Annotated in this window: 16 protein-coding genes; 7 read left to right on the top strand and 9 right to left on the bottom strand. The window is 49.0% G+C overall.

All coding sequences use genetic code 11. The features are described 5' to 3' along the window. Nucleotides 1-32: 32 nt before the first annotated feature. Together FCL47_RS15360 and FCL47_RS15355 are read right to left on the bottom strand one after the other, a co-directional pair. Nucleotides 33-236, bottom strand: coding sequence for a type II toxin-antitoxin system VapB family antitoxin (locus tag FCL47_RS15360; protein ID WP_136814411.1), 204 nt, complete (start codon nucleotides 234-236; stop codon nucleotides 33-35). A gap of 69 nt (nucleotides 237-305) precedes the next feature. After that, nucleotides 306-1,721: an MFS transporter gene (locus tag FCL47_RS15355; protein ID WP_205747336.1), complete on the bottom strand. Its 1,416-nt coding sequence runs from the start codon at nucleotides 1,719-1,721 to the stop codon at nucleotides 306-308. 112 nt (nucleotides 1,722-1,833) lie between these two features. Here FCL47_RS15355 and FCL47_RS15350 point away from each other — a divergent pair, with 112 nt between their 5' ends. Next, nucleotides 1,834-2,856 carry an NAD-dependent epimerase/dehydratase family protein gene (locus FCL47_RS15350; RefSeq protein WP_136814409.1) on the top strand — a complete coding sequence of 341 codons (1,023 nt, stop codon included), beginning with the start codon at nucleotides 1,834-1,836 and terminating at the stop codon, nucleotides 2,854-2,856. 19 nt (nucleotides 2,857-2,875) lie between these two features. Further along, complete coding sequence (locus tag FCL47_RS15345) at nucleotides 2,876-4,150, top strand: MBL fold metallo-hydrolase (RefSeq protein WP_304992083.1); 1,275 nt, start codon at nucleotides 2,876-2,878, stop codon at nucleotides 4,148-4,150. A 20-nt stretch (nucleotides 4,151-4,170) separates the two neighbouring features. Here the strand turns inward: FCL47_RS15345 and FCL47_RS15340 are convergent, their stop codons facing one another. Then, entirely contained in the window at nucleotides 4,171-4,503 is a 333-nt protein-coding gene (locus FCL47_RS15340) for a helix-turn-helix transcriptional regulator (RefSeq protein WP_136814408.1), read from the bottom strand. Next, a complete protein-coding gene (locus FCL47_RS15335) occupies nucleotides 4,487-4,741 on the bottom strand; it encodes a type II toxin-antitoxin system RelE/ParE family toxin (protein WP_136814407.1) in 255 nt (84 codons plus the stop codon). Before FCL47_RS15335 ends, FCL47_RS15340 begins: the two co-directional genes overlap by 17 nt. A gap of 319 nt (nucleotides 4,742-5,060) precedes the next feature. Between FCL47_RS15335 and FCL47_RS15330 the strand changes: the two genes are divergently transcribed. Next, nucleotides 5,061-6,791 carry a bifunctional sulfate adenylyltransferase/adenylylsulfate kinase gene (locus FCL47_RS15330; RefSeq protein WP_136814406.1) on the top strand — a complete coding sequence of 577 codons (1,731 nt, stop codon included), beginning with the start codon at nucleotides 5,061-5,063 and terminating at the stop codon, nucleotides 6,789-6,791. Nucleotides 6,792-6,868: 77 nt separating this feature from the next. Here FCL47_RS15330 and FCL47_RS15325 read toward each other — a convergent pair whose 3' ends face one another. The 4 genes from FCL47_RS15325 to FCL47_RS15310 form a co-directional block, all read right to left on the bottom strand. Next, the gene (locus FCL47_RS15325; RefSeq protein ID WP_136814405.1) at nucleotides 6,869-7,156 is read right to left on the bottom strand and encodes a helix-turn-helix domain-containing protein; all 288 of its coding nucleotides are present in this window, start codon (nucleotides 7,154-7,156) and stop codon (nucleotides 6,869-6,871) included. Then, complete coding sequence (locus FCL47_RS15320) at nucleotides 7,153-7,476, bottom strand: type II toxin-antitoxin system RelE/ParE family toxin (RefSeq protein WP_136814404.1); 324 nt, start codon at nucleotides 7,474-7,476, stop codon at nucleotides 7,153-7,155. Before FCL47_RS15320 ends, FCL47_RS15325 begins: the two co-directional genes overlap by 4 nt. A 521-nt stretch (nucleotides 7,477-7,997) precedes the next feature. Next, nucleotides 7,998-8,369, bottom strand: a complete 372-nt coding sequence (locus FCL47_RS15315) for a type II toxin-antitoxin system VapC family toxin (protein WP_136814403.1) — start codon at nucleotides 8,367-8,369, stop codon at nucleotides 7,998-8,000. Next, nucleotides 8,369-8,611: a type II toxin-antitoxin system Phd/YefM family antitoxin gene (locus tag FCL47_RS15310; RefSeq protein WP_136814402.1), complete on the bottom strand. Its 243-nt coding sequence runs from the start codon at nucleotides 8,609-8,611 to the stop codon at nucleotides 8,369-8,371. Before FCL47_RS15310 ends, FCL47_RS15315 begins: the two co-directional genes overlap by 1 nt. A 243-nt stretch (nucleotides 8,612-8,854) precedes the next feature. On the opposite strand from FCL47_RS15310, the gene FCL47_RS15305 reads away from it, so the two are divergent. The 3 genes from FCL47_RS15305 to FCL47_RS25355 all read left to right on the top strand — a co-directional run bounded on the left by FCL47_RS15305 (nucleotide 8,855) and on the right by FCL47_RS25355 (nucleotide 11,838). Next, nucleotides 8,855-10,141 carry a nucleotide sugar dehydrogenase gene (locus FCL47_RS15305; RefSeq protein ID WP_136814401.1) on the top strand — a complete coding sequence of 429 codons (1,287 nt, stop codon included), beginning with the start codon at nucleotides 8,855-8,857 and terminating at the stop codon, nucleotides 10,139-10,141. Between the two features lie 204 nt (nucleotides 10,142-10,345). Next, nucleotides 10,346-11,713: a PEP-CTERM-box response regulator transcription factor gene (prsR, locus tag FCL47_RS15300; RefSeq protein WP_136814400.1), complete on the top strand. Its 1,368-nt coding sequence runs from the start codon at nucleotides 10,346-10,348 to the stop codon at nucleotides 11,711-11,713. Further along, the gene (locus FCL47_RS25355) at nucleotides 11,710-11,838 is read left to right on the top strand and encodes a hypothetical protein (protein WP_255580708.1); all 129 of its coding nucleotides are present in this window, start codon (nucleotides 11,710-11,712) and stop codon (nucleotides 11,836-11,838) included. The genes prsR and FCL47_RS25355 overlap by 4 nt, the downstream gene beginning before the upstream one ends. A 127-nt stretch (nucleotides 11,839-11,965) precedes the next feature. On the opposite strand, the gene FCL47_RS15295 is transcribed toward FCL47_RS25355, so the two are convergent. Next, entirely contained in the window at nucleotides 11,966-12,664 is a 699-nt protein-coding gene (locus FCL47_RS15295) for a PEP-CTERM sorting domain-containing protein (protein ID WP_136814399.1), read from the bottom strand. A gap of 811 nt (nucleotides 12,665-13,475) precedes the next feature. Here FCL47_RS15295 and FCL47_RS15290 point away from each other — a divergent pair. Beyond that, nucleotides 13,476-14,141: a PEP-CTERM sorting domain-containing protein gene (locus tag FCL47_RS15290; protein WP_136814398.1), complete on the top strand. Its 666-nt coding sequence runs from the start codon at nucleotides 13,476-13,478 to the stop codon at nucleotides 14,139-14,141. Nucleotides 14,142-14,184: the final 43 nt, after the last annotated feature.

Raw genomic sequence — 14,184 nt, 5'->3', positions numbered from 1 at the left:
CCGGAAGTATTCAATCCAGACAGAAGAGTCGATTAGAACTGACACTTACGATTCCTGAGTTCGTTAAGGTCAATATCCAGGTCAACTTTCCCTTTAAAGCTTTTGATTTCAGCTATTTTTGATTTCCTGATCAACTGTTCAAGTGCGGCAATGATGACTTGTGTCTTGGTCTTGATCTTGGTAGCCTTCATCGCTTCCTTGACCAAATCTTCGGGTAAATCCAAAGTTGTTCTCATGCGATCCTCCCTGGATGTTTATGCATATAAATTTACACATTTGTGCATAAAACGTCAAGGTAGTCCAATTCACTGTTCCTTCTTTTCCGGTGTACCGGATGGCAACAGGGCGCCGCGGAACCAGGAAAAATAGACCCCCGACAGGCAGAGAACGGCGGAGATGACAAAGACCGTATGCATGCTGCGCAGAAACAGGGGGTAATTTCCCGGGGCTATCGCCTGGCGGCCGATAATCAGTGACAGGACAACCGTTGCCATGGCCATGCTGAACATCTGGCCGAAGAGGCGCATGGTGGCGACTGTTCCCGAGGCCAGGCCGTAATGTCTCTTCTCCACCGCACCCATGATGGCATTCATATTGGGGGAGCTGAACAGGGCAAAACCGGTGCCGAGCAGGATCAGGTTGGCGATGATCAGCAATGGACTGGTGTCGGGCTGCAGCATCGCAAAAAGCGTGACGCCAATGACCGTGATGATCATTCCCGCGCTGGCCAGCAGCCGGGGTTCGATACGGTCGGAGAGCCGGCCGGCCATCGGCGACAGTAGCGCCATCATGACCGGCTGGGCCATGAGCACGCTGCCCGCCGTCTGTGGCGACATCCCCTTGAGATATTGCAGGTAGAGGCTTAACAGGAAGGTGACCGCATAGGTTGCCGAATAATTGAGCAGGGCGGCAAGGCTGGAGTAGGCGAAGGTCTTGTTGCCGACAAAGAGCTGCACGTCAAAGACCGGGAAACGTGCAGTCAGCTGGTAGCGGATGAAGATGGCGAACAGAATCAAGCCGGACAGCAGCAACCCCGTCCCGGTGATCGATGGAAGCAGGGTCGCGCCATAGACGATGGCCAGAATCGCAACAGCGTAGAGCAGGCACCCGGCGACATCGAATTTTTGCCCCGGCTCGCCCAGCCATTCCCCTTGCAGATAATGCAGGGTCAAGGCAAAAGAGAACAGGCCAAGCGGCAGCATGACCAGAAAAATACTGTGCCAGCCGAAATGCTGGGTGAGCATGCCGCCGACAAACGGTCCGACTGACAGGCCGATGTAGACGGCTGCGACATATATGCCGATGACTCTGCCCCTCTTGTTCGGTGGGAAAATAGAGGTGAGGATAGCCATGCCGGTGGTGATGAACATGGCGGCCCCCAGCCCCTGTACGACCCGCAGGCCGATGAGCACGGCCGCCGAGTTTGCCAGGGCGGCCAGGCCTGAACCAAGGGTGTATACCGCAAGGCCGGTGGCAAATACCTTTTTACGCCCGTGAATATCGGCAATTTTCCCCGCCGGCACCAGCCCCACCGCGACCGCCAGCAGGTAGGCCGTGGCTATCCAGCTGAGCTGCACGGCATCCAGGTGCAGATCGGCTTGTATCGCCGGCAACGCCACGTTCACCGAAGAAATCATAAATGGACCCATGAACGAGGTCAGGGTGGCGACGATTAATGCCGAACGTTCAAGGGCGGAGTCGGTTTGTATGTTTTGCTGCATTGATTGCACCTGAGGACTCTTCGGTTGTACAATGGTTTTTATGCTGCTATGCTTAAGGGAGTCACTATAGCTATTTATTTAGTACCTTACCCCAATATTTTACGAGACAACAATGCCAGAAAAATATCAGGAAGTACAGACTCAGCTGAAAGCATCCCCCCGAACCTGGCTTATCACCGGCGTTGCCGGGTTTATCGGTTCAAACCTGCTGGAGACCCTGCTCAAACTTGACCAGAAGGTAATCGGGCTCGATAATTTTTCAACCGGTTTTCAACATAACCTCGATGAGGTGCAGTCCCTGGTGAGCCCTGCGCAATGGCAGCAATTCAGCTTTGCCAAAGGCGATATCCGCAATCTGGAAGATTGCGCAAGAGCCTGTGCCGGCGTCGATTATGTCCTGCATGAAGCTGCCCTGGGCTCGGTGCCGCGGTCTATTGCCGATCCGATTACCACCAATGAAAATAATGTCAGCGGCTTTCTCAATATGCTCGTTGCCGCAAGAGACGCGAAGGTTACACGCTTTGTCTATGCCGCTTCAAGCTCCACCTACGGCGATCTCCCGGATCTGCCCAAGGTGGAGGATAAGATCGGCCGGCCGCTGTCGCCCTATGCCGTGACCAAGGTTGTTACTGAACTGTATATGGATGTATTTGCCCGAACCTATAATTTCAAGGCAATTGGGCTCAGGTATTTTAATATCTTTGGCCAGCGGCAGGACCCCAACGGCGCCTACGCCGCCGTTATCCCCAAGTGGTTCGCCGGCCTGATCAATGACGAACCGGTCTTTATCAACGGGGACGGGGAGACGAGCAGGGATTTTTGTTTTATCGAAAACTGTGTCCAGGCAAATCTCCTGGCGGCCACGGCTGAAGACGAAGCCGCCGCCAATCAAATCTACAATGTCGCCTTTGGCGAACGGACCACCCTCAACGAACTCTACCAGCTGATCAAACAGCGGGTCGTAGCCGTCAAGCCTGCCGCCCGTGATGCGCAGCCGCAATATCGTGATTTCAGGGCAGGGGATGTCCGCCATTCCCTGGCCGATATTGCCAAGGCCAAAGAGCTCCTCGGGTACCAGCCGCAATTTTCGGTAAAAAATGGCTTGGACCGGGCGGCGGAGTGGTACCTGCGGTAAACCATCCGGGGACGAAGATATGCTGAAAATATCCCATCTCGGCGCAAAAGAGTGTGTCACCGGCTCCTGCCACCTGGTGCAGACCGATCCTGGTTCAGCGGCTGGCATACATATCCTGGTGGACTGCGGTTCGGCCTATGGCGATGATCCGGAGCTGCCCTTTGATCAGTTTCCGGTGCCGGTCGACACCATCGACTATCTGTTTTTGACCCACGCCCATATCGATCACATCGGCCGGGTGCCGGATCTTATCGATGCCGGGTTCAAGGGCGAGATCCTCTGCACCCATGCCACCAAGGCGCTGCTGGTTCCCATGCTGCATGACGCCATGTCCTTTTCGAGCCGATCCGACAAGGATGTCCACCGCCTGGAAGCACGCATCGACGAGCTGTCCTGGGGCTTTGAGCTGCATGAAACCTTCAGCCTCAAGCAGGGAATCACCTTTAAGCTCAGCAATGCGGGCCATATCCTCGGCTCATGCTTTATCCTGTTTACCTTCGCTGGCTATCGGGTGATCTTCTCCGGGGATCTTGGCTGCACTGATACCCCCATCCTGCCGGATCCTGACCCGCCGGATAGTTGTGATCTTTTGATCCTGGAATCGACCTACGGCAATCGCATCCATCCGAGCAGAAAGGGCCGGGTCGAGGCGCTGCGGAAACTGCTCGAAAAAAGCCTGGCCGACCGGGGCATTGTCTACATTCCCGCTTTTTCCCTGGGCAGAACCCAGGAACTGCTGTATGAACTGGACAGGATAAAACCTAAGGTGCCGGTGTTTGTCGATTCCCCCCTGGGGCTGGCCATCACCAGGATCTATGCAGACCTGGAAGAGTTCTGGGATAAAGAGGCGAAAGATCTCAAGGCCAGCGGCGACCACCCCTTTGATTTTAAGGGCTTGTACGGTGTTGAGCGATACCGGGACCATAAAAAGCTGCTGGACATCAAAGGCCCGGCGATCATCATCGCCGGCAGCGGCATGTGCACCGGCGGACGTATTGTCGATCACCTCAAATGTGGCCTTGACGATCCGGCCAAGGATATCTTTTTCGTCGGATACCAGGCCAGAGGCACCCCCGGCAGAAAGATGATCGACGGAAAAACGCCGGTCAAAGCCGGTATCCACACCCTTACCGCCTATTCAGCTCACGCCGATCAGCAGATGCTCGTCAACTGGGTCCATGCCATGCCGCGGCCGCCCAAAGAAATCCGCCTGGTTCACGGAGAGGCCGATGCGCGTCGTGCCCTGGCGGAAATGTTGGGGTCACCCATTAAAAGGCCCTTTGTCAATGGGTGACCCTCATCATACTTATCATACTAGAAATCAAGCTGTTCGACAGTCAAGCCCATTGCCAATGAAATCTTTTTCAGGCTGGCGCGGCGCGGTCTTGTGCTGTTTTCCATCTGGGCGTAGGCACCCTGTGTCATGTTCGCCCTTGCGGCAATCTCGGCTTGGGTGAGTCCGAGGTGTTCACGCCAGGCACGCATCGGCGACCAATCGTGATCGAAGGTGAGATTGACGACTTCGTTGGGGACAAGATTTTCCTGGCGGTCGCGACTGGCCAGCCAGTCGGCATATGGTAGCACCACAAAGGCGGGAGCACCGTTACGGTCGTGGATGATCTGGATATTATTAGTATGTACGTTCATCGCGTTTCTTTACCTCCTGGATTTCAACTATCCGCACCTCACCGTCATAGTCGAATAGCACCCGGTAACGCCCGACCCGTAGCCGGTAACCGTACCGGTGATTGATCAGGGTTTTCACTCCCTGGCAATCGGGCATACCAGACAAATTATTGACGGCGGTACGGATCGCGGCATTGTCCTGCCGGTCGATCTTGCGCAGTTGTTTCAAAGCTTTGGTATGCCATCTAATGGTATTCATAGGTTAACAATATACGTTTTTATTAGAAAAAAATCAAGTAGACCATTATGTTGCTGATTGTATAATGTGATTACGACTAAACCTCAGCTATATAGAGGGATATGAGATGCCCTTTGCACGGGACGCCATAAACCCATCCCTTGGGGCTCGACCGCAGCCATCCAGGCTGCGGAACACCCGGGCAAAGGGCACCTCGTATCCCTCTGGACACCTTCTAAGCTGAACTTTAGTGGTAATTACATTGTATAATTACCAGTTTTCTGCAACAATGGGGAGTTGGGTACATAAATGAACAATGATATCGTGTTAACTAACTATAATGACAACTGAAACAATAAAAACAGGAAGGCAGGATTATGCCGAGAGCCTGCTGGTCCATTTTCGCTATGGCGAGACCCTCCGGCAAAAGGCGCAGGGTTGCCTTTCTATCGATCTGAATCAGCGGCAGCTCTGTGATCTTGAGCTGCTGCTAAACCGTGCCTTCTACCCGTTGTCCGGGTATCTTGATCGCGAAGATTACGAAAGTGTTCTCGATTCCATGCGGCTCGTCGACGGCACACCGTGGCCGATACCCATCTGCCTCGATGTGGATGAAAAAACTGCCTCCTCTCTTTCCTCCGGACAGTCGCTCGCGTTAAATGACCAGGAAGGTTTTTTGCTGGCCATTCTCACCGTTGGTGATATTTGGCAGCCGGACAAGAAACACGAAGCGCTGCAGGTATACGGCACGGATGATGCCTCCAGCCATCCGGGAGTGGCGCAGCTGTATTCCCAGGTTGGTCCGTGGTATGTCAGCGGCACGCTTGAGGGTCTCCATCTGCCGGTGCACTATGATTTTAAGGAGTTGCGCCGCAGCCCGGCAGAAACCCACCGCCTCTTTTCGCTCAATGGCTGGCGGCAGGTTGTTGGGTTCCATACCGAGGAGTATCTGCATTGCGCCCATCGTGAAATGGTTCTTCGGGCGGCACGGGAGGCGGGGGCCAACATCTTTTTGCAACCGGTGGTGAGTCTTGGGCAATACGGTAATCTTGACCATTACACCCATGTCCGCTGTTATCAGCAGATAGCGCAAAAATTCCCGAAGAACATGGTGCTGGTCGGCCTGTTTCCCCTGGCCAGTCGGTGGGCAGGGCCGCGCGAGGCCCTATGGCAGGCCATCATTAAAAGAAACTATGGCTGCAGCCATTTTATCGTCGCCGATGACCACGGCGACCCGTTTGCTCTGCCCAACGGCGGTCAGCATCAGCTGTTCTATCCCCGCCATGCAGCCCAGGAACTCGTCCAGCAGTTTGCCCCGGAAACCGGCATCGCCATGGTCCCGCTGACCCGAATGGTCTATGTGGAGGATAAGGCGCAGTATCTGCCGGAGTCCGAGGTCACGGAAGGGATGCAGGTTAAGGAAATCTCTTCTGTCGAACTCAAACGCCGGCTGGAGTATGACCTGGAGATTCCCGGCTGGTTCTCCTATCCGGAAGTGGTGGCCGAGTTGAAGCACTCGTTTCCGCCGAGGTCTAAACAGGGATTTACCATTTTTATTACCGGATTGTCCGGTTCCGGCAAATCCACCCTGGCGCGGGTATTGCTGATCAAGTTTCTCGAGATGCGGACCCGGCCGGTGACCCTGCTTGACGGCGATATTGTCCGGAAAAATCTCTCCAGCGAACTCAATTTCTCCCGCGAACACCGCGACCTCAATATTACCAGGATCGGCTTTGTCGCCAGCGAGATCACCAAGAACGGCGGCATCGCCCTCTGCGCGCCGATCGCCCCCTACGAGGGGTCGCGGCAGGCCAACAGGGAGCTGATCAGTCGGTGCGGCGGCTATATCGAGGTGTTTATGGCCACGCCGCTTGAGGTCTGCGAAAGCCGTGACCGCAAAGGCCTCTATGCTAAGGCCAGGGCAGGGAAAATCCAGGGCTTTACCGGGGTGTCCGACCCTTATATTCCACCGGAGAACCCTGAATTAACTATCGATACCTCCTCCATGACTCCGGCGGAAGCGGCCCAGGAGGTCTTGCTGTATCTCGAAGAGCAGGGGTATCTGCGGTAAAGGAAAGTGGGGGCAAATTTTTTCTACCTGGTTCCCATGCACCGCATGGGAACAATCCAAGATTTGACCCCGACGTATTATTGAGGTACGAAGTTTATCTCAAGTTTATACCCAACAGCCCGTGCGTACTCCTCAACAGTTGATAGTTTGGGAGAGATCTTTGAATTCACATTTTCAAGCCTGGAAATATTGCTCTTTTTTGTGTGCAGGAGCTCAGCGAGTTCTTCCTGGGTAAAACCGGCATCTCTACGAATTCTTATGAGTTGCTTTCTCAGTTCGTAAGCCGACGATAAGCGATCATACTCGCTTTTAACTTCAGGGTTTTGTAAAGCCTTCTTTTTGAAATCTTTTAATGATGTTCTCATGATTTCACCTCTGTCAGTCTTTTCCTGGCCGTTGCTAATTCTTTTTTTGGTATTTTCTGGGATTTTTTTATAAATGAATGGAGGATAATTATCTCCTTGCCTTTAACAGTGCAAAAGAATGCTCGGCCAATTCCTTCTTTTCCTTTAGCTCTGATCTCAAAAAGCCCTTCACCTATTGCTTTGGTGTAGGGTAAGCCAAGCGCTGGGCCGAATTCTTCAATCATTTCTGTCAAGTGAAGGAAATTTGCTAAAATTCCCGGTGGAAAGGATAATGTCTCTTGCTCGACCTTTTCGCTGTAAAAAGTGATATGCCAGTTCATATTTGAATGTTATCATTTATGATAACAAAGTCAATGGCTATACGTTTTGTCAAAACGAGGTCAAATCTTTATCCCTGACATTAATTCTTTAAACAAAGTATCGCCAAGGCCTGGCCAGAGCATTTCGCAATGTGATTACCACTAAAGTTCAGCTTAGAAGGTGTCCAGAGGGATATGAGGTGCCCTTTGCACGGGTGTTCCGCAGCCTGGATGGCTGCGGTCAAGCCCCCAGGGATGGGTTTATGGCGTCCCGTGCAAAGGGCATCTCATATCCCTATATAGCTGAGGTTTAGTCGTAATCACATTTCGCAATCAATAATCCGGAGAGAGCAGAAAATATAAGGCAGATGATTCCACCGTCAGTTAAGGCAGGAAACGTCTACGTGCCAGGGCTGAAAAAGATCAAAAAATCAGCGTATTAATCGAAGGAATAAGCAAGAAGTGTCAAACGATAAGCACTTCAACAGAGTCCCACAGCTTGAGATTGAAAATTGGGCGAAGTGAATGCCCCCCTCCATTGCTCAGATCACCTTACATTCATATAGCTTAATTTTGACATCATCTGTCATGAGTGGATATTTCAGAGTGAGACTCTGAGATATAAGCATGCGATCAAAAGGATCTCGATGGTGAAATGGCAAGTCCTTTAACTGAAGAGCGTCCTGTCCTGAGAAGTCCAGAAGCTCAAAACCGCTCTGCTTGGCAAGATCGACAGGGTCAAAATTGATCTGTAACTTGCCAATAGAGGCTTTGATCATAATCTCTGCAATAGTGATGGAACTGACGTAGATTATATTCGTTGGGGATTCCAGTATGTTGAGCTTTTGAGTCTCAATTTTGGAAGGGCTTGCGAGTGCCCAGAGGAAGATGTGGGTATCAATGATAATCTTCATCACGATTTCTTGTCTTCGCTGTCATAAAACATCTTATTGATATCGGGATCTTCCTCCATTATGTTTTTCGGTACTGTCAGCTTTCCTTTCAGTAAGCCTAGTTTTCTTTTGCCTTCGGGTTCGTAGATGACAAGTTCGACCAAGGGACGGTTGTTTTTGGATATCACCACTTTCTCACCATGGTATGCCATGTCGACAAGCTTAGATAATTTTGCTTTTGCTTCAGCAATATTTACTATCATCTCCCACCTCCCTGTCAATTTTCTATTGTTAGTCTATTGTAGCTGAGTTGGTCAACATGGTCAACATTTCAAGAAGGCCGGCGTCGAACGAATAAACAAGAAGTGTCAAGCATAAAGATTTGACCCCCATCCCCTGTTAAAGTTTAAAGCCTGCCTTGCAAATGATTTCACCGGTGATACAATAAGTCATTGTGTTTTTCATTTCAAGATAACTCCCTTTAACTCCATGGCATATTGAGAGCAATGTTAGATAAAACTATAGGTGTGGTAGGATTAGGTTATGTCGGCTTGCCTCTGGCCGTAACCTTCGGGCAGAAATATCGAACCATCGGTTTTGATATTAAGAAAGATGCTATTGAGAACTACCGCAAAAAGATAGATCGCAATGGCGAGGTGGATGAGGCCGGCTTTACTGCAGCCAGGTATCTGCAATTCACCTCTGAAGCGCAGGACCTTGCTGCAGCCGATTTTATCATTGTTGCAGTCCCCACACCTATTGATTCAGCCAACCAGCCGGATCTGCACCCTTTGACCAGCGCCACCAGGACCGCCGGGGCAAATATGAAAAAGGGTGCCACGGTCATATTTGAGTCCACCGTCTTCCCTGGTGCAACAGAGGATGTTTGTGTACCGATTTTAGAAGAAATGTCAGGCCTCACCTGGCAGCAGGATTTTTTCGTCGGCTACTCACCGGAGAGAATTAACCCGGGTGATAAAGAGCATACATTAACCAAAATAACCAAGGTTGTTTCCGGCGACACTCCCAATACACTCCAGGCTGTCTCGCAGTTATATGCTTCAATTTTAGAAGCCGGGGTCTTTGAAGCAGCCTCCATCAAAGAGGCAGAAGCTGCAAAAGTCATCGAAAATACCCAGCGTGACCTCAATATTGCCCTGGTTAATGAGCTGGCCATCATCTTCGACCGACTTGAGATTGATACACTCAATGTCCTCAAGGCAGCTGGCTCAAAATGGAACTTCCTGCCATTTCGTCCAGGCCTCGTCGGTGGACATTGTATCGGTGTTGATCCCTATTATCTGACCTGGAAAGCTGAATCTGTGGGATATACCCCACAAGTTATCCTTTCCGGTCGGCGTATCAATGACAATATGGGCAAGTTCATCGCCGAGAAGACTGTCAAGATGATGTTGAACGGTGGCGTTGAGATAAAAAGCTCCAAAGTCGGAATCTTAGGCCTCACATTCAAAGAAAACTGCCCTGACCTTCGTAACTCAAGGGTTGTGGATATTATTGATGAGCTTAAATCCTATGGCATACCGGCAATAGTGTATGACCCAATGGTAACGCAGCAACAGGCACTTGAATATGCTGGAGTTGAGCTTGCAAAATTGCAGGACTTGCATGATCTGGGAGCTGTTATCATTGCTGTGCCTCACAGGCAATTTGCCGAACTGTCAGTCCAGTATTTTATTGATACTTTGAAACCTGGTGGTTGCATTATCGATGTGAAATCAATGCTTGATATGGAAGAGATGCAAAACAAAGATGTTAATTTCTGGCGACTTTGAGAGTTGGAAGGTGGGGTCAAATCTTTATCCTTGATAGCTTCTTTTTCGATAGTAATTGGTGGCAGGCCCCAAAAAGATATAAAATATGGATTATTTCTCGAACAAATAAGGAAGACCTGTCAAGGATAAAGATTTGACCCCATTGACATTAACCCTGACAAACTGGTTTTTTTAAAATAAAGCCCCTAGCAGTGTTCTCAGCCTATGAAAAAGAAACTCCTGGTAATTGAAGATGAAAAATCGGTAGCCAAACAACTGCGCTGGGGATTGGATGAAGAGTATGACATCACTATCGCCTCTGATGCCGAGCAGGCGAAACCGCTCCTTACCTCTGGTCTGTTTCCGGTAGCAACCCTCGATTTAGGTCTGCCGCCTTATCCTGACACCCCGCAGCAGGGTTTTGCCCTCCTCGAAGAGATAGCGTCTCTTGCTCCCCATACCAGAGTCATTGTCATAACCGGCAATGCCGAAGACAATAATGCAATTAAGGCCATCGCTCTCGGGGCTGCCGATTTTTATGCCAAACCGATTGATCTGAAAATACTCAAGATCATTCTTTCCCGCACGTTCAGGATCCAGGAACTGGAAGATGCCAATCGCCGGCTGCAGTTGCAAAGCAGCAAAAGCGGCTCACTCTGCGGCATGATCGGCATCTCGTCGGCGATGCATAAAGTGTTCGAACGGCTAAGAAATGCCGGCAAAACGGACTACCCGGTGTTGATAACGGGCAATACCGGCACCGGCAAAGAGATGGCGGCCCATGCGGTACATAGTCTCAGTAAGAGGGCAGAAAAGCCGCTGATCATCATCAACTGCGGGGCGATTCCGGAAAACCTGCTGGAAAGCGAGCTGTTCGGCCATGAGAAAGGGGCCTTTACCGGGGCTACAGGTCGCCAGATCGGTAAATTCGAGCTGGCTGACGGCGGGACTATTTTTCTCGATGAGATTGGCGAATTGCCTCTGCTGCTGCAGGTGAAAATCCTCAGGTTTCTCCAGGAATCGACCATAGAGCGACTTGGTGGGGCGAAAACCCTGCAACTTGATGTCCGCATCATTGCCGCGACCAATATTAATCTGCAGGAGGCTGTGCAGCAGAAAACCTTTCGTGAAGACCTGTTCTATCGCCTCAATGTCGTGCCGCTGCGAATCCCCGACCTGCAGGAGCGACCGGAAGATATCCTGCTGCTGGCGCACAATTTTCTCCAGGAGGAAGCACGTGCAATGCGCCGGGGCCAGCTTTCTTTCACTCCTTCGGCAATGAGCGCCCTGACCCTGCACAGCTGGCCGGGTAATGTCCGTGAACTGCAGAACCGGATTAGGCGAGCGTTGGGGACCACAACGGACAGCAGTATCACCTCAACCGATCTCGGACTCGATCAACAAGCCGGCAAGGAGCAGGAACAAAAACTCACTACCTTAAAAGAAGCCCGGGATACATCTGAAAAAAATGCTGTCCAACAGGCTCTGGCCTTAAGCGGCAATAATATCAGCCAGGCCGCAAAACTGCTCGAGGTAAGCCGACCTACCTTGCACGATCTCCTGAAAAAGCATGATATAAATACCAGCTCATGATGCTGGTGTTAGAAATTGGCGAAAATGTGGTGATTACTGCTGGATTGCTTTATGGTGGGTTGTTGGTTTATCAGGAAAACCTTATGGGGGTGTTTATTGCCCATGAGGAGCCTAATTTGGGGTAGGGAACTTATGTAGTGATTACTGAAAATTGGCTGTTCTGGTAGGAAGGTGTGCTTGATGAATGCTGCAAAATAACAAAGGCAGAGCCATTTCTGACTCTGCCTCGGTATTTCGAATTAAAGGAATGTATTAATTCCTCTTTCTCATCCTAAAACCAACAAGACCTGCCAGGCCTAAACCTATAAGGAGCGTAGTGGCTGGCTCTGGGACAGATTTAAAAGTGACCCCGGACGTTTTCAGAACTTCTGGGTTACCGTTCCAAGACTCATAGGTTAAGACAAAATTATAAGTGCCTTCAGTAACAGTGAAATATTCATAAGCCGGACCAGTCGGCCACGAGCTATCTGCATCGGTACCAGTGTAAGCGGACTTAAATATGGTACTGCCATTTTTAATTAGTTCCAATACGAAACCATCGTCATGATAGATAGAAAAATTCGAAGAGAAATTCGCTACCCCCTCAAATCTGAATATGTCTGCTGAATCATGAGCAGTCGTCATTAGTGCGCTAGCGTTGGCTAGACCCGTTAGATTGTTGGAAGATCCAGATGATAGAAAAGCGGAGTACGTCAGAAGAGTAGTGCCAGAAGGGGCACTAAAATCGATATTATCAACATAGAAATCATCCGTATAACCAGTGGCAGCACTGGCATTAGCAATGTTTACAAGAGCAGTCTGGGCATTTTTATAATCCTGCGTTTCAGAACCACTAACATCAATAGTTACACCACTATACAGATACCCGGTAATCATGTCCGCCGTTGCCAAACTCGCCGTTCCAAGTGTAAGCACTCCCATTGCTAAGACTGCCATCAACTTTCCTTTCATCGTGATTCCCCCTTATGTGTGATTTCATGGCTGGTTGTTTGCCCTTGCATTCGGTACAGCCACCTTTGCGTTTCAGCTTGCAATCATTTTATCCGCTGAAATACCTATCAGTATAATTGTTTCTCCTGACGATAGCCCTAATTCTCCTGTTCCAAGTAAAAGCAAATATCGAACCAGCTAACAAAAAAATCTTTAATTTCATTTCTATTACAAACAATTATGATTTATCTTGCCGAGCAATAGATTTATCAGATGTAAACTTTTCCGACAGGGGAATTTCCCGCAATGAGCCCTAACGAAATGAATTCATGAATTAAGTTACTAAAACAGGAATATTAGTCTCTAAAACTCAAAACTTGATGTCGACATTCTTTACAGTATCTTTGGTTTAGTCCGTTGAATAACAATTTAACAGTTAATCTTGAGTAATCAACTGGATTGGTCTTGTCAGAAAAAACCTCTTCAAGACTTATCTCGCTGCCTCCTGTCGTGCTGGTTCTGAAGCAATTGACAATCAAACTGTAAAATATTCCGACATTGTCCCGTTAAAGAGATATTTTTAGTGATATTAGTATAATGTGTGACTATTGTCGATGATTGCAGACGTCATTGAGCATTTATAGCGCACTAAAGCAACAAAACGGGTTAATTTATCGTCGAATTAATTTACATAGGTAAAAAAAGGCACAATTGTAATAAAAACAATACATATAATTCTAAATAGATAGATAATATGGCATCGAATTTGCTCTTAATGGTTTAACTAGATCACAGTAGATCATGATAACCTCAACCCAAGAAAGAGATAAAAATGAAAAAAATTTGTTTATGTGCAATGATGCTGGTTTTTGGAATGGTTGGTAGTGCAAGTGCTACAATTGTTATTGATGATAATTTTAATGGCGGATTAGGATTACCTTGGACTGTTACAGGTGATGTTGTATTAGCGAATGCAGGTCTTAGTTATACTTCTTCATCGCCATTTATCACATCGCAAGGCATGAATGGCAACTATGCTCTCTTAGGTCATGGTGGTGACGATAGTCTTCCAGCAATTTTAGAACAAAGTTTTTCTGTTAGCGGTTATGACACCCTCACCATCTCTTTTAACTATGCCTTTAGATATACTGATTTTACCAGTTCAGGATATGATGAATTTTTGTCTTTAGTAAGTAAACAGGGGGCAACTCCCTTAACAATTACCTTTCAGGACCTAATTACCAATGGGTCATATGAGATTGCTGATAACGGTATTGTCTTCGGTACAATCAATCAGACCGTCAACATTTCTGCATTTACTAGTAACAATGCAGATGTAATGTTCAAACTGATACAGTATGGAGAGGGGACAACTTCTTCTGTTGGTATAGATAATGTGAAAGTTACCATCCCAGAACCAGCTGCCACCCTGTTGATTGGTATAGGGCTTGCTGGTTTGGTCGGTTATTCCCGCAAGCGCTTCAGCAAAAAAGCGTAAAGGATTGCTGGGGTAGAATAGTAATATACTTCATTCGAATGAG

The organism is Desulfopila sp. IMCC35006, assembly GCF_005116645.1.
In the GTDB taxonomy this organism is placed as follows: Bacteria; Desulfobacterota; Desulfobulbia; order Desulfobulbales; family Desulfocapsaceae; genus Desulforhopalus_A.
The sequence above is the reverse complement of the archived record's forward strand: the minus strand, read 5'-3'. Positions and strand labels throughout refer to the sequence as shown.

Bases quoted from the DNA above. Each gene is read 5' to 3' on its own strand.
- FCL47_RS15330 (WP_136814406.1), top strand. From the start codon at position 5,061: ATGACAACTGAAACAATAAAAACAGGAAGGCAGGATTATGCCGAGAGC.
- FCL47_RS15350 (WP_136814409.1), top strand. From the start codon at position 1,834: ATGCCAGAAAAATATCAGGAAGTACAGACTCAGCTGAAAGCATCCCCC.
- FCL47_RS15305 (WP_136814401.1), top strand. From the start codon at position 8,855: ATGTTAGATAAAACTATAGGTGTGGTAGGATTAGGTTATGTCGGCTTG.
- FCL47_RS15310 (WP_136814402.1), bottom strand. From the start codon at position 8,611: ATGATAGTAAATATTGCTGAAGCAAAAGCAAAATTATCTAAGCTTGTC.
- FCL47_RS15320 (WP_136814404.1), bottom strand. From the start codon at position 7,476: ATGAACTGGCATATCACTTTTTACAGCGAAAAGGTCGAGCAAGAGACA.
- FCL47_RS15295 (WP_136814399.1), bottom strand. From the start codon at position 12,664: ATGAAAGGAAAGTTGATGGCAGTCTTAGCAATGGGAGTGCTTACACTT.
- FCL47_RS15315 (WP_136814403.1), bottom strand. From the start codon at position 8,369: ATGAAGATTATCATTGATACCCACATCTTCCTCTGGGCACTCGCAAGC.
- FCL47_RS15355 (WP_205747336.1), bottom strand. From the start codon at position 1,721: ATGCAGCAAAACATACAAACCGACTCCGCCCTTGAACGTTCGGCATTA.
- FCL47_RS15325 (WP_136814405.1), bottom strand. From the start codon at position 7,156: ATGAGAACATCATTAAAAGATTTCAAAAAGAAGGCTTTACAAAACCCT.
- prsR (WP_136814400.1), top strand. From the start codon at position 10,346: ATGAAAAAGAAACTCCTGGTAATTGAAGATGAAAAATCGGTAGCCAAA.
- FCL47_RS15335 (WP_136814407.1), bottom strand. From the start codon at position 4,741: ATGAATACCATTAGATGGCATACCAAAGCTTTGAAACAACTGCGCAAG.
- FCL47_RS25355 (WP_255580708.1), top strand. From the start codon at position 11,710: ATGATGCTGGTGTTAGAAATTGGCGAAAATGTGGTGATTACTGCTGGA.
- FCL47_RS15360 (WP_136814411.1), bottom strand. From the start codon at position 236: ATGAGAACAACTTTGGATTTACCCGAAGATTTGGTCAAGGAAGCGATG.
- FCL47_RS15345 (WP_304992083.1), top strand. From the start codon at position 2,876: ATGCTGAAAATATCCCATCTCGGCGCAAAAGAGTGTGTCACCGGCTCC.
- FCL47_RS15340 (WP_136814408.1), bottom strand. From the start codon at position 4,503: ATGAACGTACATACTAATAATATCCAGATCATCCACGACCGTAACGGT.
- FCL47_RS15290 (WP_136814398.1), top strand. From the start codon at position 13,476: ATGAAAAAAATTTGTTTATGTGCAATGATGCTGGTTTTTGGAATGGTT.